Source organism: Streptomyces sichuanensis (genome assembly GCF_020328095.1).
Taxonomy (GTDB): domain Bacteria; phylum Actinomycetota; class Actinomycetes; order Streptomycetales; family Streptomycetaceae; genus Streptomyces; species Streptomyces cinnamoneus.
On record NZ_JAIXMK010000011.1, the window covers coordinates 87,330 to 105,857 of the forward strand.

Sequence of the window (18,528 nt, forward strand, 5' to 3'; positions counted from 1 at the left end):
CGCGCATTCGATTTACGGGCGGGATCCACCTCCTTCACCCGAAGGGGTCACCGGACTATCGTCGGCCGCATGATCGATCACGTGCACGACCTGAACGCCGTACGCGAAGCGACCGACCGGCTGCTCTCCGCGGTCGGCACCCTGGACAACGCGGCGGTGGCGGGGCCGTCACGGCTTCCCGGCTGGAGCCGTGGCCACGTCCTGGCCCACCTCGCCCGCAACGCCGACGCCCTCGTGAACGTTCTGGAGGGCCGCCCCATGTACGCGAGCGCCGAGGCGCGCGACGCCGACATCGAGCGCGACGCCGCCCGGCCGGCGGCCACCCACCTCGCCGACCTGCGCGAGAGCGCGGCCCGCTTCCGGCGCACCACCGACGCCCCCGCCGACTGGGGCCGCACGGTCACCCTGCGCAACGGCGTGACCGACTCCGCCGCCCGCGTCCCCTTCCGCCGCCTCATCGAGGTCGAGCTGCACCACGTCGACCTCGGCATCGGCTACGAACCGGCCGACCTGCCCGCCGAATTCACCGCCCGGGAGATCGCCTTCCTCGCCGAGCGCTTCACGGGCCACCCCGACGTCCCCGCCCTCCGGCTGGAGGCGGCCGACGGGGGAGCATGGCGCACCGGCCGTGCGGAGGGCGAGCCACTCACCGTGACCGGCACGGCCCCCGCCCTGATGTGCTGGCTCGCCGGGCGCCGGGACGACACGGCCCCCGCACCCGAAGCAGGTGGCGCTCCGCTCCCCGTTCTGCCTCCGCTATAGGCTGCCCCCATGACGTACAGCGGAGCAGTAGAGGTCGGCGGACCTGCGGACGTACACGAGTTGGCCGATCTGATGATCTCCAAGGTCGCGGTCGGGCCGATGAACAACAATGCCTATCTGCTGCGTTGCCGCGCAACGGACGAGCAGCTGCTGATCGACGCCGCCGCCGAGCCCCACACGCTGCTCGCCCTGATCGGCGACAGCGGCATCACCTCGGTCGTGACGACCCATCAGCACGCCGACCACTGGGGCGCGCTGCGCGAGGTGGTGGACGCCACCGGCGCCCGCACCTACGCGGGCCGCGAGGACGCCGAGGGCATTCCGGTGCCCACCGACGTGCTCGTCGACGACGGCGACACCATCCGCGTCGGCCGGGTGGAGCTGACGGCCCGCCACCTGGTCGGCCACACCCCGGGCAGCATCGCGCTGGTCTACGACGACCCGCACGGCCACGCCCACGTGTTCACCGGCGACTGCCTCTTCCCCGGCGGCGTGGGCAACACGCACGACGACCCCAAGGCGTTCGCCAGCCTCATCGACGACGTCGAGACCAAGATCTTCGGCGAGCTCTCCGACGAGACCTGGGTCTACCCGGGCCACGGCAACGACACCACCCTGGGCACCGAGCGCCCGCACCTCGCGGAGTGGCGCGAGCGCGGCTGGTGAGTCCCCCCGGGGCGCCAGGGGGAGCGCGCCGTCCGCACAGCGGGCGGACGGCGCCCTCCCCACGCGCCCCCGGGAACACTTCCGCACGCCCCGTTTCCTGCACCCGGCAGGGAAGTTGGGCAGTACATGCACCGCGACCGCTCCCCGGCGCCCCCGGCCATGCTCCGCCTGGCGGCCGCCTCCATGGCCGGCACCGCCATCGAGTTCTACGACTTCTTCGCCTACGGCACCGCGGCCGCCCTCGTCCTGGGCCCGCTGTTCTTCCCCACCGTCTCCCCCCTCGTCGCCACCCTCGCCGCCTTCGGCACGTTCGGCATCGGCTTCATCGCCCGGCCCGTGGGGTCCGTGCTCTTCGGCCACATCGGCGACCGCCTGGGCCGCCGTCCGGTGCTCATCTCCTCCCTGCTGCTGACGGGCCTCGCGACCGTCGCGGTCGGCTTCGCGCCCACCTACCGCGACATCGGCATCGCCGCGCCCGTCCTGCTGCTCGCCCTGCGCTTCCTGCAGGGCCTGGGGCTCGGCGGGGAATGGGGCGGCGCCGTCCTGCTGACCGCCGAGCACGCCCCCGCCCACCGCCGCGTGCTGTGGTCGAGCTTCCCCCAGGCCGGCCCCTCCGTGGGCTTCCTGCTGGCCAACGGCATCACCCTGACCCTGTCGGCCCTCCTCAGCGACGCCCAGTTCCTCTCCTGGGGCTGGCGCGTGCCCTTCTGGGCGGCCGGCGTCCTGGCCGCCGTGGGCCTGCTGCTGCGCGCCCAGCTCACCGAGACCCCGGACTTCCGTGAGCTGACCACCAGCCGCACCCGCGCCGCACAGCCGTTCGCCGAGGTCGTCCGCGGACACTGGCGGCTGGTCCTGCTCACCGCCGGCGGGCTGTCCATCGGTTACGCCGTCTTCTACACGGTCACCACCTGGTCCCTGTCCTACGGCACCGAGCGCCTGGGCGTCGACCGCACGGTGATGCTCGGCTGCATCATGGCCTCGGTCGCCGCCTCGGGCCTCGCCACCCCCTTCATCGCCCTCTTCGGCGACCGTTACGGGCGCCGCCCCCTGTGCCTGTTCGGCTGCACCGCCGTCGCGCTGTGGATGTTCCCGCTGGTCGGCCTGCTGCGCACCGGCCGCCCCCCGCTGATGCTGCTGGGCTTCGTCATCGCCATGCTCGCCTTCACCACCGCCTTCGGCGTCGTCGGCGCGTACCTTCCCGAGCTGTACGACGCCAGGGTGCGCTGCACGGGCGCGGCCGTCGGGTACAACCTGGCCGGGGTGCTGGGCGGTGCCACCACCCCGCTGGTGGCGACCGCGGCGGCCCGGGGCGACGGCCCGCCCTGGGGCGTGGCCGTCTACCTGACCGGCATCGCCCTGCTCAGCCTGGGCTGCTTCCTGATGCTCCCCGAGACCCGCCCAGCACCCGCCACGGGCGCTGCGGCCGATCCGGCCCCCGCCTGACCGCGGCCCGCGGGCGTCCGGCCGTCAGGCGCGGACGCTCTCCCGGGCCGTACCGGCCTCCGCCTCGTCGCCGGCCGCGACCGCCGCCTCGGCCTCCTCGGCCCGCGCCTGCCGGGCGGAGGCCCGCAGGCTGGTGACGGTGGTGACGACCAGCACCGCACAGATGACGCCGAGCGAGACCGGGATGCTGATCTCCGGGACCGCGACGCCGTTCTCGTGCAGGGCGTGCAGCACCAGCTTGACGCCGATGAAGCCGAGGATGACCGACAGGCCGTACGAGAGGTGGACCAGCTTCTTCAGCAGGCCGCCTATCAGGAAGTACAGCTGCCGCAGGCCCATGAGGGCGAAGGCGTTGGCGGTGAAGACGATGTACGGGTCCTGGGTGAGGCCGAAGATCGCCGGTATGGAGTCGAGCGCGAACAGCACGTCCGTCGTACCGATCGCCAGCATGACGATCAGCATCGGGGTCATCAGCCGCTTGCCGTTCTCGACGACGAACAGCTTGGTGCCGTGGTACCGGTCGGTCGAGGGGAAGCGCCGCTCCACGAGCTTGAGAAAGCGGTTCTCCTCGAACTCCTCGTCCTCCTCGTCGCCCCGCGCCTCCTGGATGAGCTTCCACGCCGTCCAGATGAGGAAGGCGCCGAAGACGTAGAAGACCCAGGAGAAGTTGGCGATGATCGCCGCGCCCGCACCGATGAAGCCGGCCCGCAGGACCAGGGCTATGAGCACGCCGACCATGAGCACCCGCTGCTGGTACACCGACGGCACCGCGAACTTCGCCATGATCAGGACGAACACGAAGAGGTTGTCGACGCTGAGCGACTTCTCCGTGATGAAGCCCGCGAAGAACTCGCCGGCGGGCTGCCCGCCGCCGAAGACCAGGAGCCCCAGCCCGAAGAGCCCGGCCAGGGCGACCCAGACGACCGTCCAGACGCCGGCCTCCTTGAGGGAGACCTCGTGCGGCTTGCGGCCCCCTATGAAGAAGTCGGCTGCGATGAGGGCGCACAGACCAAGAATGGTCAGCACCCACAGGGTCAGGGAGACGTCCACTGTTCCTCCGGCACGTCGTACGGATGTACGGCACTTCCCACGACGGTACAGGAAGACCCAAGGAATAGTAAAGAGAAACCCAAAATGCCTGTTCAGGCCAGGCGTCGCTCCGTCAGATGCCGTACGCCTTCCTCGCCTGGCCGACCTGCCACAACACCTGCCGCATCACATCGCTGCCCACCGGCACCAGAGAGGGCTCGTACGTCCAGGCGTGCCCCACCCATGGATCGGCGAGGTGATCGTCCGGCACCGGCGTGATCCTCAGCAGCGAGCGCCACAGCGGGTCCAGGACCGGCCCGTACGCCCGGGCGTCCTCCCGGTCGGCGACCATCATCAGATGCACGCCCACGGACGGCCCCTCGTCCGCGAGGTAGCGCAGCTGGGTGACGGCACGGTCGTCGAAGCCGTGCGGGAAGTCGTTGACGATCAGCAGGTGCTCACCGGTGTCCAGGTCCGGCGGCAGCGACTCCACGGCGCCGCTGCGCACCGCCATCTGCACCAGGTCGACGCGGCGCGTCAGCCGCGCCAGCACGTCCGACACCCCCTGCGCCCCGGCCGCCGGAGGCTCCCGCAGCGCTCCCTGCTCCAGCAACGGGGCCAGCGCGGCCCCGGCGGCCCCCGCAGGGTCGATGACGTGCACCGCATAGTCGCCGACGGGATGGACGGCCAGGAGCCGCACCGCGTGGGCGACCGCGCAGTCCACGGCGAGGCGGCGCATTTCCGCCGAATCCAGCAGGCCGGCCTCGGGACCGCCCTGCGCCCGGCCGCTGTCCACCCACAGCCCCCGCTGCAGCGGCAGCCGCACCAGCATCGGGATGCGCAGGTCCCTGCGCTCGGGCAGGTACAGGTCGCCCAGCCGCAGCGCCAGGGGGCGCTCCAGCGGCACCTGGTAGCCCTGCCAGACGGGGCTGTCCCAGCGCGCGAAGGCCGCCGGCAGGGCGTGTTCGACGACCTCGGCCTCGGCGACCAGCTGGGTCAGGTCGCGGTCGAGCACCGCCCGTGCCTGCTCGACGAGCTGCGCCTGCTTGGCGCGCGCCTCCTCCCGGGCCGCGTCGGCGGCCGGGCCGACCCGGGTGCGGGGGTCGGAGAGCACCCGGTCCAGCTCCTGCTCCAGGCGCGACTCCGCGAAGTCGACCGCGCTGCGGTACGCGGCGGTCGTGCGGGCCAGGTCCTCGAACATGCCCCAGACCTGGTTGTAGAGCCGCTCCTCCATGCTCCAGCCGGTGGCGTCGCCGGCGACCGGGCGGGACGGCTGTCCGGGCTCGGCGGGCGGGGCGGCCGGAGCGGGGTCGGGCGGTGTGGAGGTGCTGCGACCGGGGTGGCGGTAGCTGATCGGGCCGCTGCCGGCCGGCGGCTGCGACGCGGCCGCACCCGCCCCGGAGGCGCCCGTTCCGGGCCCCTGCCCGGCGGCCGGGCCTGCGGGGGCTGCGGCTGCGGTGTCCCGGCCGTCCGTCGCGGCGCCGCCCGCCGGGGCGGTCCGCAGGGTGCCCGTTCCGCCTCCGGCGCGCTGCGCGGGCGGCGCGGAGACCGCCCGGGCGACGCCCTGGGCCACCGCCTCGTCGATGTTCGCCGCCAGCTCGGCGGCCCCGGAAAGCCCCTGGTCGTGCAGCATCGCCGTCAGGCCGCCCGCGTACCCCTGGCCGACCGCGCGCACCTTCCACGCGCCCTGCCTGCGGTACAGCTCCAGGGCGACGACCGCCGACTCGGCGTCCAGGTCGGTCACGGTGTAGCTGGCGATCTCCGCGCCGTCGGTGCCGGTGACCGCCAGGAAGGGTGCGGCCATCGCGCCGAAGCAGGCCGGGCCGCTCCCGCCGGAGGGCAGGGCCAGCAGCACGTTGACCCGGTGGACGGCCTCCGGGAGGGCGTCCAGGTCGACGGCCAGCCGGTGGCCTGCGGCGGCCTGCCGGGACACCTCCAGGCCCGGCACCCGCGGCGAGGCGGGGTGGGCGACCCACTCGGCGCCGGGGATCCTTCCGTCCGCGTCCGCGAGCGTCGCCCCGGCCACCACCGGGTGGCTCGCCGAGACCCGGATCTCCAGTCGGGCCACGGACAGCGGGTGGTTCTGCCCCCGCACCAGCTCGGCCGTCATCGCCGCTTCCCCCTTGTTGTGTCGTGCTCACCGTGCAGCGGGCCCGGCGGATGCCGCTCCACCGGGCCCGGCCCGTACCGCCACGGGCCCCGTACTGCCGAGGCGCACCCGGCGGGTGCGCCGACGGGCCCGTCCGTACCACTGCCGGACCGGCCCGCGCCGTGCTCAGAAGGCCGTGCTCAGAGGACGGCCTGGATCTCCGCCAGCAGGTCCTGGAACGTCCGGCCGTTGGCCGGGGTGCCGATCGCCGTCATCTGCCAGCCGTTGCCCACCCGGTGCACCTTCGCCATGATCTGCGCGGTGTACGGGCCACCGCCGTCCAGGGTGTAGCGCGCCAGCTCCTGGCCGGTGGACTCGTCGACCAGGCGGCAGAAGGCGTTGCGCACCTCGGCGAAGGTCTGGCCGGTGAAGGAGTTCACCGTGAAGACGATCTGGTTGACGTGCACGGGGACGCGCTGCAGGTCGACCAGGATCGACTCGTCGTCACCGCCCTGGCCGGCGCCGCCGACCAGGTTGTCGCCGGTGTGGCGCACCGAGCCGTCCTTGCTCACCAGCTGCTGGAAGAAGGCGACGTCGACCGGCTGCTTGTCGGCGAAGAGCACCGCCGAGGCGTCGAGGTCGATCTCCTTCGTCCGCGTTCCGAACAGCCCGCGGCGAGGGGCCGCCTGCCAGCCCAGCCCCATCCGCACCGCGGTCAGGGTGCCCCCGTCGGCCTTCTGCAGGCTGATGCCCTGGCCCTTGGACAAATTGACCGTCACGCGCAGTCCCTCTCTCGTTCATTCGTCCCCGCGGCCGCGCGTGCGCGCGGCCTTCCTGAACGACCCTATGCACTGCTGAGGAGGGCGTATTCACCCGAGGGGGGTTTGTGGCGGTCTTGCAACATCCCCCGTCCGGTCTCGCGTATTCTGCCCCACCGCGCACCCTGCGGCAGGGCAGCCCCGCTGCGGCCGTCAGGCCAGGCCCGCCTCCCGCATCTGCCGCAGTTCCTTCTTCAGCTCGCTCACCTCGTCGCGCAGCCGTGCCGCGACCTCGAACTGCAGCTCCGCGGCGGCGGCCCGCATGCGGTCGGTCAGCTCCTCGATGTCCTGGGCGAGTTCCGTCGCGGGCCGGTCCGTGGGCACCGCTTCCTTCGCCTTGCCCCTGCCCTTGGCCTTGCCCTTGGCGCCCGCCCCGGCGCCGGTGGGCACCGGAGCCTTGCCCTTCTCCTTGCCGGTCTGGCGGTAGCCCGATCCCAGGAGCTCCTGGGTGTCGATCTCCTCGCGGGCGAGCGTGGCGACGATGTCACCGATCTTCTTGCGCAGCGGCTGGGGGTCGATCCCCCGCTCCTTGTTGTACGCGATCTGCTTCTCGCGGCGACGGTTGGTCTCCTCGATGGCCTTCTCCATCGCAGGAGTGATCTTGTCGGCGTACATGTGCACCTGGCCGGAGACGTTGCGCGCCGCACGGCCGATGGTCTGGATGAGGGACGTCCCGGAGCGCAGGAAGCCCTCCTTGTCGGCGTCGAGGATGGCCACCAGGGAGACCTCGGGCAGGTCGAGGCCCTCGCGGAGCAGGTTGATGCCCACCAGGACGTCGAACTCGCCGGCCCGCAGCTCGCGCAGCAGCTCGACGCGGCGCAGCGTGTCGACGTCGCTGTGCAGGTAGCGCACCTGGATGCCCAGCTCCAGGAAGTACTCCGTGAGGTCCTCGGCCATCTTCTTGGTGAGGGTGGTGACCAGGACGCGCTCGTCGCGCTCGGTGCGCGTACGGATCTCGTGCACCAGGTCGTCGATCTGTCCCTCGGTCGGCTTGACGACGACCTCGGGGTCGACGAGGCCGGTGGGCCGGATGATCTGCTCGACGAAGCCGTCGCCGCGCGAGAGCTCGTACTTCCCGGGGGTGGCCGAGAGGTAGACGGTCTGGCCGATGCGCTCGGTGAACTCCTCCCACTTCAGGGGGCGGTTGTCCATGGCCGACGGCAGGCGGAAGCCGTGCTCGACGAGCGTGCGCTTGCGGGAGGCGTCGCCCTCGTACATGGCGCCGATCTGCGGGACGGTGACGTGCGACTCGTCGATGACGAGGAGGAAGTCCTCGGGGAAGTAGTCCAGCAGGGTGTTCGGCGGGGATCCCGGCTCGCGGTCGTCCATGTGGAGGGAGTAGTTCTCGATGCCGGAGCAGGAGCCGACCTGGCGCATCATCTCGATGTCGTAGGTGGTGCGCATGCGCAGCCGCTGGGCCTCCAGCAGCTTGCCCTGCTTCTCCATGCGGGCGAGGGTCTCCTCCAGCTCGGCCTCGATGCCCGCGATGGCCTTCTCCATCCGCTCGGCGCCGGCGATGTAGTGGCTGGCGGGGAAGACGTACAGCTCCTGGTCGTCGGAGATGACCTCGCCGGTGAGCGGGTGGAGCGTGGAGAGGGCCTCGATCTCGTCGCCGAACATCTCGATGCGGACGGCGAGCTCCTCGTAGACCGGGAAGATCTCGATGGTGTCCCCGCGCACCCGGAAGGTGCCCCGGGTGAAGGCCAGGTCGTTGCGCGCGTACTGGATCTCCACGAAGCGGCGCAGGAGCTGGTCCCGGTCGATCTCCTGACCGACCTTCAGCGGCACCATGCGGTCCACGTACTCCTGCGGGGTGCCCAGGCCGTAGATGCAGGACACGGACGCCACCACGACGACGTCACGCCGGGTGAGCAGCGAGTTCGTCGCCGAGTGGCGCAGCCGCTCGACCTCCTCGTTGATCGAGGAGTCCTTCTCGATGTACGTGTCCGACTGGGGGACGTACGCCTCGGGCTGGTAGTAGTCGTAGTACGAGACGAAGTACTCGACGGCGTTGTGGGGCAGGAGCTCGCGGAATTCGTTGGCGAGCTGAGCCGCGAGGGTCTTGTTGGGCGCCATGACGAGCGTCGGCCGCTGCAGCTTCTCGATCATCCACGCCGTGGTGGCCGACTTTCCGGTGCCGGTCGCACCGAGGAGGACGACGTCCTTCTCACCTGCGCGGATGCGCTGCTCCAGCTCGGCGATGGCCGTGGGCTGGTCACCGCTGGGCTGGAAGGAGCTGACGACCTCGAAAGGCGCCACCTTGCGTTCGATCTTCGATACGGGCCGCATGGAACCACCGTACGGCCCACCACTGACAACAGCCTCGTCCCCCGGGTTCCGCCCCTGTTTTCCGGGCGAACGGCCGGCGAAAAGTCGGCAAAGGCTGCCCGCTCCGGGTGCTCCGGCCGTCGCGGTCGCGTACGTGTGTCGTGTACGACTTTGCGTACACGCCGTACGACGTTCCGTACACGAGGCCCGCCGGCGACGGCCGCCCGGGCCCGGACGCCGCGAGGAGCTTTCATGCGCATCCGCACCGTCTCCGCCGTCACCAGCGCACTTCTCGGTCTGTCCCTCACGGCGCTGGCCTCCGTCTCCACCGTCGGCCTGGCCGCCACGCCCGCGCACGCCACCGGCGACGGCCCCGTGCCGGTCGCCATCGGCCACCGGGGGGTGCCGGCCCAGGCCCCGGAGAACACCCTGGCGTCGATCGACAGAGCGGCCAAGCTGGGGGTCGAGTGGGTGGAGAACGACGTCCAGCGCACCAAGGACGGCGCCCTGATCGTCATGCACGACACCACCCTGGAGCGCACGACCGACGTGAAGCGGCGCTATCCGCACCGCGCGCCCTGGAAGGTCGCGGACTTCACGCTCGCCGAGATCGGGAAGCTGGACGCGGGCAGCTGGTACGGCCGCCGCTTCGCCGGCGAGCGGGTGCCGACCCTGAGCCGCTACCTGCAGCGGGTCGACCACAACGGCCAGAAGCTGCTGCTGGAGGTGAAGGCGCCGGAGCTGTACCCGGGCATCGAACGGCAGATGGTGACGGAGCTGCGGCGGGCCGGCTGGCTGGACGGCCGGCACGTCAGGAGCAGGCTGGTCGTCCAGAGCTTCAACGCGACGTCCCTGAAGGCGCTGCACCGGCTCCGCCCGGACATCAAGAAGGGCTTCCTGGGCGCGCCGAAGGCCGCCGAGCTCCGCTCGTACGCCGAGTTCGCCGATCAGATCAACCCCAGCCACAAGAGCGTCACCGCCGCCTGGGTCCGTTCCGTCCACGCGCTCAAGGGCCCGCACGGGCGGCGGCTGGAAGTGTCGGCGTGGACCGTGGACGACGGCGACCGGGCCGTCTCCCTCGCCCGCATGGGGGTGGACGGCATCATCAGCAACGCCCCGCACGTGATCGCCGACGCCCTGGCGGAGGACGCCGATGACGCGTCGTTCCTGTCGGACCCCTCGGACCTGTCCGGCTTCGCCCGCCTGTCCGGAACCACCGCCGCCCTGGACTCCGCCCTCTGACCGGACTCATGCCCGGCCCGGGCCCCGGCAGGGGCAGGGGGCGCTTACGCTGGTCGCGTGACGGACAGCGAACGCCCCCTGCCGGCCGGCCCCCGGACGTGGGCCTGGACGACCGTCGGCACGCCGGTCGGCCCCCTTGGCCTGGCCGCGACCTCGTCCGGCCTGGTCAACGTGGTCTTCCACGCCGACGACCGGACGGCCGCCCGCACCGTCGACCTCCTGACGCGCCACCTGGGCTCCGCGCCCGGCACCGAGCCCTCCGCCTGCCACGAGCTGCTGGCCGAGGCGTCTGCGCAGCTGCGCGCCTACTTCGACGCCCGCCTGCGCGTCTTCTCGCTCCCCCTGGACTGGTCCCTCACCTCCGGCTTCAACCGCCGCACCCTGCACGAACTGCTCGACCACGTCCCCTACGGCACCGTCGTCGCCTACCAGGACCTGGCCGACCGCGTCGGGGAGCCCGGCGCCGCCCGTGCCGTGGGGGTGGCCATGGGCAGCAATCCGCTTCCGGTCGTGGTGCCGTGTCACCGCGTCGTCGAGAGCAACGGCGGCCTCGGTGGCTTCGGCCCCGGCCTGGAGGCCAAACGGACCCTCCTGGCCCTCGAAGGGATACTTCCGCAACCGCTGTTCTGACGGCCGCGCCCGCCTGACGTCTCGTCCGCGGCCGATTGTCAGTGCCCGGCCCTAGCGTTCCTCTCATCGAAGACCGGTCGTCGCGGCCGGCGGGGAGAGGGGTTCGCCATGTCCGGAAACACCACGTACCTGGAGCTGTCGCAGGACGGCGGCGGGGCGCACAAGTTCTACGAAGTCACCGTCGACGGCCTGAACGTGACGGTGCGCTACGGCCGGATCGGCGCGGCGGGCCAGGTGCAGACATCGGCGTTCCCCACGGTGGAGAAGGCGCGCGCCGCGGCGGCCCGGAAGGTCGGCGAGAAGGTCCGCAAGGGATACGCCCCCGCCGTGCGGGGCGGTCGGGCGGCCCGGCCCGTGACGCGCCGCCAGGTGACGTCCGCACCGTCGACGGCCCGCGCCGTGGCCCCCGTGCTGTGGCGCTTCCGGACGGGAGCTGCGGCGTTCGGCATCCACATCAGCGAGGACCGCTGCTGGGTCGGCAACGAAGCCGGCGACGTCTACACCCTCGGCCACGACGGCGAGGTCCTCGCCCGCTACCAGCTGCCCGACGGCGTGAAGTGCCTGGTGGCCGACGACTTCTGGATCTACGCCGGCTGCGACGACGGCACCGTCTACGACCTGTCCGCCAAGCTCCCGTTCGCCGCCTACGAGATCGCCTCGGACGTCGACATCTTCTGGCTCGACATCCACGAGGGCGTCCTGAACGTCGCCGACCGCAACGGCGGCCTGACGGTCATCGACCACGAGGACGAGTACCAGTGGTCGCGCAAGAGCACCGGATCGCACGCCTGGATGGTGCGACGGGACGACCGCGCCGTCTACCACGGGCACGGCGCCGGCGTGACGGCGTACGCCCAGGACGGCGGCGGCGAGCTGTGGCACACCGCGACCACCGGATCGGTGCTCTTCGGCTGGCAGGAGGACCACTCCGTCTACGCCGGGACCAACCGCCACGTCGTCCAGCGCCTGTCCAAGACCGACGGGGCCGTCGAGGCGACCTACAGGTGCGACGCGGCGGTCTACTCCTGTGCCACCGCCCCCGGCGGACGGTACGTCTTCGCCGGTGACTGCGCTTCCTCCGTCTACTGCTTCACCGCCGACGGCACCCGCCTGTGGAAGCTGGGCACCGGCAGCGGCTCCGCCCTGTCCATGCAGTACCTCGACGAGAAGCTGTACATGGTCACCACGGAAGGTTCCCTGGTGTGCGTCGACGCGTCGGAGGCCGCCATCGCCGCCGCCCAGTCCGGCACGGTCCCCGTGCCGCTGGACGTGAAGTCCGCCGCCGCCCTGCCCACCTACGCCCCGGCCACCACCGTCCGCACGGTCACGGCCCCGCCCGCCTCGGGCATCGTCGTGGAGTGCGTGCAGGAGTCCGGCCGCCTCCGCGTCCACGTGGTCTCCGAGGGCTACGAGCCCAGCTGGAACGTGCAGTTCCCCCGCCACATACGCCAGGCCGGCGCCCGCTACGTCGTCGAGGCCCTCTCCCCCGCCGCCTCCGGCTTCTACCGCGTCCGCGGCGAGATCCAGCGCCTGCTGTGACGCACCGCCCCACAGGGTGGACCCTGGAAGCGGGAGATGGTGCGCCATGCGTACGGGCAACGAACCGATCACCGCGCGGAGCCCCCTGCGGCTCCGGTGCGGACTGGCCGCCTTCGGCCTGGTCTGGGCGACGGGCGGGGCCTGGCTCTTCGCCGCCGCGGGGCACCCCGGCTGGGCGATCGCGTGCGGGGTGCTGGCCCTGGTGGCCCTCGTCGACCTGGTCGTGGTCATACGGCACATACGGCAGGGGCCGCACTACCAGCCGGGGCGCGACGTCCCGCCGTACGAGCCGGTCAAGGAGCGCAAGCCCCGGCCCTAGCGCCCGTCCGGGCTCACCGCTGCCCGGTACCGGCGCCTCCGTATCCCTCCGCATCGAGCGCACTGCGGGCCTCCGCCCGGCGGCGCTCGCGTTCCTCCTCGGGCATGTCCTCCCAGGCCCTGCGCGCGAGGTGGGCGTGCTCACCCAGTGCGTCGGAGTAGGCGCCCACGCGGACCGCCTCACGGAGCCCGACACGGCCGGAGAGCACCTCGCGCGCCATTTCCTGCAGCACGGCCCCTGCACCACCCTTCGCCAGGTGCTGCAGGGCCTGGTGAACGACCCGGGCCTGTTCCCGGTCCCGGCCGGGAGCCAGGAACTCCTCGTACCCCACTTCTCGTTCGGACACGTCTCCCCCTCTCAGACGGCCGGGTGGTCGTAGCTCGCCCGCGGCACGGGAAGGGCGTGCACCCTCGCCAGGATCTCGCCCCCGGTCCGCCCCATGACCGAGTAGCTCGTGTTCATGGCCAGCTGGGCGGCGTTCACGAGGAGGCTCATCCGCTCCCACTCCTTCAGGATGACCTGCACCTCCATCGCCCCGAGGGCGTAGCCCAGGGCAGCGGCGCCTCCCGTCCAGCCGAGGGCCGTGGAAGCAGCCGTCGTGACGGAGATGCTCACCAGGGCGTCGATGATCGCACTGATGCAGCCGCCGATCGCCTGGCCGGTCCGCGCGATGGACTCCGTGACCACGCGGTATTCCTCGGCCATCGTGTCCAGCGCGCCCTGGACGTCGTCGAGGTTCTTCCGCAGGGCCTCGAAATAGTCGATGGCCGCCTCGGCGGCGTGTCCGTCCCAGGTCGCGTCGATGCGTTTGCTGCCGGCTTCGACGTTCCGGGCGATGGCCCCGCACGCCCGCCCCGCGTTCCGCCACGCCTGGGAACAGGCCGCGTATGCCTTCCAGTCCCCCACCAGTTGTTCCTGTGCCCATTCCACGGGGTCCGTCGGCAGCATGAGCTCCGCCAGTTTGAGGAACCATCCACCGGGGCTGAAGACATCACCTGCAGCAGTGATCGCGATCAGGGGATCGAAGAACTCCTCCGGCACTTTCGGCCGCGCCAGGAACGCCGTGGGCTCCGCCGCATCGGGAAAGTCCATGAACGGTCACTTCCCCTCTCGCCGATAGGCCGCGTCGAGCTGTGCCGCCACGGAGCGATCCGTTCCGCGGTAGTAGGCAGCGGCGTTGCGCAATTCCTCCGACGAGCCGGCCAGGATGTCGGAAAGGTGGCTCAGAGCGCCCAGGACCCTCCCGCGTAACCCGATGTGGGCCTCGTACGCCATTCCGAAGAGTCCTCCCTGCGCGTCGGAGACATCCGTGAACTTCCGGGCGTAGTGGAGCACTTCCCGTGCGTCATCAGTGCCTCTGCGCATCTGCCGGGAGAAGCCCTCCAGCCGAGCGGGGTCAACACGAAGATCCATTCACTTCTCCTTGTGGATCGGCCTGCGGGAATCGGCTCGTGGGAAACGCCCGGCCCGTCACGGCCAGACGAGCATCAGCAGAGCGCAGAGCACCAGGCCCGCGAGCGCCGACCAGCGCAGCGCCGTGACATAGGCCGACGCCGGTTTCATGTGCATCAAGGACCGGACAGCTGTGATTTCCTCGACGGTCGTCGCGTGAATGCCGGTCATGAGGATCGTCAGGCCACGGCAGACGCCGAGCGCCCCGGCGAAGAAGAGGGCGAGCCAGCCCCAGAACGCGCGCCAGCCGATCACCTCGTAGTCGCCGCCCTCGCGATGGACGCGCACGCGCTCGCCCGGCACGTAGGCGCCGTCGAGGACCGCTTCGTCCCGCACCACCCCGTGGCCGCCGTCCGGCCTGAACGCGCCGGTGCACTCGGTCTGTTCATGCGACCCGCGCCCCAAACCGGCACTGACCGAGCAGTGTTCCACCGTCAGGGTTCCCTTGTGGGCCACGTTCCCCACGGCCTTGTCCGCCTCGGTGACGAAGACGTACGCGCATAACAGGCCGACGCACACCCAGACCACGCCCAGGGTTCTCTCCTTGTAGCGCGGTCCGGGCGGGGGCGCGAAGCAGCTGGGGCCCACGCCGAGAAGTTCCGGCATCGCCATGTGCGGTCTCCTGATGGCAGCTCGACGTAAAGATCGAGCAGCCACGCTAGGCACAGGCGAGCGACGGCAGGGCACGCCGACGGGCCGGGCCGGGGGCGCCGGTCCCGGCCTGCGCCGGGAACCGCCTGTCCGCAACGTTTCTCCGCAGGCCGACGGAGCCGGTGCTCCCCCGGCCGGGTCTCACCCGATCGGACGAACCCGTGCGGCACAGCACGGTGAACGGCTCAGGTCACCGGCCGCCGCTGCGCCGGCGGAGCTCCTCCCACACCGCCCGGACCCGGGGCTCCAGCTCCTCCAGGGGACCGTCGTTGTCGATGACCAGGTCGGCCACGGCCAGCCGCTGCTCGCGGGTGGCCTGGGCCGCCATGCGGGCGTGGGCCTCGTCGGCGGTCATGCCGCGCAGCCGGACCAGACGGTCCAGGCGGGTGTCCGTGGAGGCGTCGACGACCACGACCAGGTCGTAGAGCGGCGCCAGCCCGTTCTCGGCGAGGAGGGGGACGTCGTGGACGACGACGGCGTCCGGGCCGGCCCCGGACTCCAGCTCGGCGGAACGAGCCCGGACGAGGGGGTGCACGATGGCGTTGAGGGCGGCGAGGCGCTCCGGGTCCGCGAAGACGATCGCGCCCAGCCCGGGGCGGTCCAGCGCGCCCTCCGGGGTGAGGACGCCCGGGCCGAACTCGGCCACCACGGCCGCCAGTCCGGGCGTACCCGGCTCCACCACTTCGCGCGCGATCTTGTCGGAGTCGACGATCACCGCTCCGTACGCGTCGAGGAGCCGCGACACCTCGCTCTTGCCCGCGCCGATTCCGCCCGTGAGGCCCACCTTCAGCATGGGCCCACGCTATCGGGCGGCCGGTCAGCGGCCGCCGTCGCCCTCCCGGTCGGCCCTGTCGGCGAGGAATCGCTCGAATTCCGCGCCCAGTTCGTCGGCCGACGGAAGGTCGACGCGCTCGGCGACGAGGCTGCCCCGGGTCTCGGCCCCGGCCACCGCGTCGTACTGGTGCTCAAGCCCGCGGACGAGCGCGACCAGCTCCTCGTCGCCCTCCGCGATCTGGCGCTCGATCTCTTCCTGGGCGCGCAGGGCCGCGCTGCGCAGCGCGTGCGCGGTGTTCGGCAGAACGAGCCCGGTGGCCGCGGTGATCGCCTCCAGGGCCGTCAGCGCGGCGTCCGGGTAGGGCGAGCGGGCGACGTAGTGGGGGACGTGCGCGGCGACGCCGAGGACGTCGTGGCCGGCTTCGGCCAGGCGGTACTCGACGAGCGCTTCGGCGCTGCCGGGCACCTGGGCCTCGTCGAAGTAGCTGCGGTGCCTCGGCATGAGGTCCGTGCGGTTGCCGTGCGGGGTGATGCCGACGGGGCGGGTGTGGGGGACGCCCATGGGGATGCCATGGAAGTTGACGGCCAGGCGCACTCCGAGACGCTCCACGAGCTCGCCCACGGCGGCCGCGAAGCGCTCCCACTCCACGTCCGGCTCCGGGCCGGTGAGCAGCAGGAAGGGGGCGCCGGTCGCGTCCTGCACCAGGCACAGCTCGATCTTCGGGGTCTCGTACGCGCTCCACCGGTCGCGTTCGAAGGTCAGCAGAGGGCGCCGGGCCCGGTAGTCGATGAGCCTGTCGTGGTCGAAGCGGGCCACGACCTGGTACGGCAGGTCGTCCAGCAGCCGCTTGACGATCTGCTCGCCCGTTTCACCGGCGTCGATGTAGCCCTCGAAGTGGTAGAGCATGACCAGACCGGCCGTGTCCTGGGCCAGAGCCAGGTCGGCCACGGCGAGCCCCTTGGGCTCCCATTCGTACAAACCCTGCGGATCCAACACAGTGACCGCTCCTCCTCATGTTCCGTAGGGGAGAACGCCCTTGAAGGGCATGGTCATTCCCGCCGCCGGGGGTGATCCGCACGAGAGGGAGGCGGCCCGGGCGGCAGCCGGGCCGTACGAGGACGAGGCGTGCGAAGAGAAGCGCGCGGGCACGCGGGCATGAGTAAGGCCCGCTCTCCGAGGAGAGCGGGCCTTACTTCAGTCAGCTGTCAGCTGCTGCCGGTCAGAGCCTCAGCTCTGGCCGCCGGCGAGCTTCTCGCGGAGCGCGGCGAGCGCCTCGTCCGACGCCAGGGCGCCGGAGTTGTCGGCCGACTCCGAGGAGTACGAACCGCCGGACACGTTGCCGGCACCCGAGGCGGCGGCCGGAGCGGCAGCGCCCTCGGCAGCGGCCTGCTCGTCGGCCTCGCGGGACTTGATGACCTGCGCCTGGTGCTGCTCGAAGCGCTGCTGCGCCTCGGCGTACTGGCGCTCCCACTCCTCGCGCTGCTTCTCGTAGCCCTCGAGCCAGTCGTTGGCCTCGGGGTCGAAGCCCTCGGGGTAGATGTAGTTGCCCTGGTCGTCGTAGGACGCGGCCATGCCGTACAGGGTCGGGTCGAACTCGACCACGGACGGGTCGGCACCGAAGGACTCGTTGGCCTGCTTCAGCGAGAGGCTGATGCGACGACGCTCGAGGTCGATGTCGATGACCTTGACGAAGATCTCGTCGTTGACCTGGACGACCTGCTCCGGGATCTCCACGTGGCGCTCGGCCAGCTCGGAGATGTGGACCAGGCCCTCGATGCCCTCGTCGACGCGGACGAACGCACCGAACGGAACGAGCTTGGTGACCTTACCCGGGACGACCTGACCGATCTGGTGGGTCCGGGCGAACTGCTGCCACGGGTCTTCCTGGGTGGCCTTGAGCGACAGGGAGACGCGCTCGCGGTCCATGTCCACGTCGAGAACCTCGACGGTGACCTCCTGGCCGACCTCGACAACCTCGGACGGGTGGTCGATGTGCTTCCAGGACAGCTCGGAGACGTGGACGAGACCGTCGACGCCACCCAGGTCCACGAAGGCACCGAAGTTGACGATGGAGGAGACGACGCCGGAGCGCACCTGACCCTTCTGGAGGGTGGTGAGGAAGGTCTGGCGGACCTCGCTCTGGGTCTGCTCCAGCCAGGCGCGGCGGGACAGGACCACGTTGTTGCGGTTCTTGTCCAGCTCGATGATCTTGGCCTCGAGCTCCTTGCCCACGTAGGGCTGGAGGTCGCGGACGCGACGCATCTCGACCAGGGAGGCCGGCAGGAAGCCACGGAGGCCGATGTCGAGGATGAGACCACCCTTGACGACCTCGATGACGGTACCGGTGACGATGCCGTCCTCTTCCTTGATCTTCTCGATGGTGCCCCAGGCACGCTCGTACTGGGCGCGCTTCTTCGAGAGGATCAGGCGGCCTTCCTTGTCCTCCTTCTGGAGAACAAGGGCCTCGATCTCGTCGCCGACCTTGACGACCTCGTTCGGGTCGACGTCGTGCTTGATCGAGAGCTCGCGGGAGGGGATGACACCCTCGGTCTTGTAACCGATGTCGAGCAGGACCTCGTCCCGGTCGACCTTCACGATGACGCCGTCGACGATGTCGCCGTCGTTGAAGTACTTGATCGTCTCGTCGATCGCGGCGAGGAAGGCTTCCTCGTTACCGATGTCGTTGACCGCAACCTGCGGGGTGGTGGCGGTGGTCTCGGTGCTGCTCGTCATGTGGGAAAGGGCTCCGGTACGGACATTGAAGTCGTAGGTACTGCTACGCCGAGAGCCCGTATCGCACTGCCGAAGCCGGACAGCCTTGGAGGTGCGGCTTCCGTGAGGAGCC

At 71.3% G+C, this 18,528-nt stretch carries 18 protein-coding genes; 7 read left to right on the forward strand and 11 right to left on the reverse strand.

Translation table 11 applies throughout. From position 1 onward, the window contains the following. Positions 1 to 69: 69 nt before the first annotated feature. From LE181_RS06040 to LE181_RS06050, 3 genes are all read left to right on the forward strand, one after another. Positions 70 to 762, forward strand: coding sequence for a maleylpyruvate isomerase family mycothiol-dependent enzyme (locus tag LE181_RS06040; RefSeq protein ID WP_225660094.1), 693 nt, complete (start codon positions 70 to 72; stop codon positions 760 to 762). Between the two features lie 9 nt (positions 763 to 771). Next, a complete protein-coding gene (locus tag LE181_RS06045; protein ID WP_225660095.1) occupies positions 772 to 1,428 on the forward strand; it encodes an MBL fold metallo-hydrolase in 657 nt (218 codons plus the stop codon). A gap of 126 nt (positions 1,429 to 1,554) precedes the next feature. After that, positions 1,555 to 2,871, forward strand: a complete 1,317-nt coding sequence (locus tag LE181_RS06050; protein WP_372458256.1) for an MFS transporter — start codon at positions 1,555 to 1,557, stop codon at positions 2,869 to 2,871. Positions 2,872 to 2,895: 24 nt separating this feature from the next. On the opposite strand, the gene LE181_RS06055 is transcribed toward LE181_RS06050, so the two are convergent. The 4 genes from LE181_RS06055 to uvrB form a co-directional block, all read right to left on the reverse strand. Then, complete coding sequence (locus tag LE181_RS06055) at positions 2,896 to 3,921, reverse strand: TerC family protein (protein ID WP_225660096.1); 1,026 nt, start codon at positions 3,919 to 3,921, stop codon at positions 2,896 to 2,898. Between the two features lie 112 nt (positions 3,922 to 4,033). Continuing rightward, positions 4,034 to 6,010 carry a TerD family protein gene (locus LE181_RS06060; protein ID WP_225660097.1) on the reverse strand — a complete coding sequence of 659 codons (1,977 nt, stop codon included), beginning with the start codon at positions 6,008 to 6,010 and terminating at the stop codon, positions 4,034 to 4,036. Between the two features lie 179 nt (positions 6,011 to 6,189). Continuing rightward, positions 6,190 to 6,768: a TerD family protein gene (locus LE181_RS06065; RefSeq protein ID WP_225660098.1), complete on the reverse strand. Its 579-nt coding sequence runs from the start codon at positions 6,766 to 6,768 to the stop codon at positions 6,190 to 6,192. A gap of 192 nt (positions 6,769 to 6,960) precedes the next feature. Continuing rightward, complete coding sequence (uvrB, locus tag LE181_RS06070) at positions 6,961 to 9,096, reverse strand: excinuclease ABC subunit UvrB (protein ID WP_263868496.1); 2,136 nt, start codon at positions 9,094 to 9,096, stop codon at positions 6,961 to 6,963. Between the two features lie 231 nt (positions 9,097 to 9,327). Here uvrB and LE181_RS06075 point away from each other — a divergent pair, with 231 nt between their 5' ends. The 4 genes from LE181_RS06075 to LE181_RS06090 all read left to right on the forward strand — a co-directional run bounded on the left by LE181_RS06075 (position 9,328) and on the right by LE181_RS06090 (position 12,805). Then, the gene (locus LE181_RS06075) at positions 9,328 to 10,317 is read left to right on the forward strand and encodes a glycerophosphodiester phosphodiesterase (RefSeq protein ID WP_225660099.1); all 990 of its coding nucleotides are present in this window, start codon (positions 9,328 to 9,330) and stop codon (positions 10,315 to 10,317) included. Between the two features lie 57 nt (positions 10,318 to 10,374). Continuing rightward, entirely contained in the window at positions 10,375 to 10,947 is a 573-nt protein-coding gene (locus tag LE181_RS06080) for a methylated-DNA--[protein]-cysteine S-methyltransferase (protein ID WP_225660100.1), read from the forward strand. A gap of 108 nt (positions 10,948 to 11,055) precedes the next feature. After that, complete coding sequence (locus LE181_RS06085) at positions 11,056 to 12,486, forward strand: WGR domain-containing protein (RefSeq protein ID WP_225660101.1); 1,431 nt, start codon at positions 11,056 to 11,058, stop codon at positions 12,484 to 12,486. Positions 12,487 to 12,532: 46 nt separating this feature from the next. Beyond that, the gene (locus LE181_RS06090) at positions 12,533 to 12,805 is read left to right on the forward strand and encodes a DUF6343 family protein (RefSeq protein WP_225660102.1); all 273 of its coding nucleotides are present in this window, start codon (positions 12,533 to 12,535) and stop codon (positions 12,803 to 12,805) included. A gap of 13 nt (positions 12,806 to 12,818) precedes the next feature. Here the strand turns inward: LE181_RS06090 and LE181_RS06095 are convergent, their stop codons facing one another. The 7 genes from LE181_RS06095 to rpsA form a co-directional block, all read right to left on the reverse strand. Next, positions 12,819 to 13,151: a hypothetical protein gene (locus LE181_RS06095; protein WP_225660103.1), complete on the reverse strand. Its 333-nt coding sequence runs from the start codon at positions 13,149 to 13,151 to the stop codon at positions 12,819 to 12,821. An 11-nt stretch (positions 13,152 to 13,162) separates the two neighbouring features. Then, positions 13,163 to 13,897 carry a WXG100 family type VII secretion target gene (locus LE181_RS06100; RefSeq protein WP_225660104.1) on the reverse strand — a complete coding sequence of 245 codons (735 nt, stop codon included), beginning with the start codon at positions 13,895 to 13,897 and terminating at the stop codon, positions 13,163 to 13,165. 6 nt (positions 13,898 to 13,903) lie between these two features. Then, entirely contained in the window at positions 13,904 to 14,218 is a 315-nt protein-coding gene (locus LE181_RS06105; RefSeq protein WP_225660105.1) for a WXG100 family type VII secretion target, read from the reverse strand. 57 nt (positions 14,219 to 14,275) lie between these two features. Next, a complete protein-coding gene (locus LE181_RS06110) occupies positions 14,276 to 14,869 on the reverse strand; it encodes a hypothetical protein (protein WP_225660106.1) in 594 nt (197 codons plus the stop codon). A 229-nt stretch (positions 14,870 to 15,098) separates the two neighbouring features. Further along, a complete protein-coding gene (gene coaE, locus LE181_RS06115) occupies positions 15,099 to 15,701 on the reverse strand; it encodes a dephospho-CoA kinase (protein WP_225660107.1) in 603 nt (200 codons plus the stop codon). A gap of 24 nt (positions 15,702 to 15,725) precedes the next feature. Continuing rightward, on the reverse strand, positions 15,726 to 16,679 hold the full coding sequence (locus LE181_RS06120) for a proteasome assembly chaperone family protein (protein WP_225660108.1): 954 nt from the start codon (positions 16,677 to 16,679) through the stop codon (positions 15,726 to 15,728). 231 nt (positions 16,680 to 16,910) lie between these two features. After that, positions 16,911 to 18,416, reverse strand: coding sequence for a 30S ribosomal protein S1 (gene rpsA, locus LE181_RS06125; RefSeq protein WP_225660109.1), 1,506 nt, complete (start codon positions 18,414 to 18,416; stop codon positions 16,911 to 16,913). Between the last annotated feature and the right edge of the window lie 112 nt (positions 18,417 to 18,528).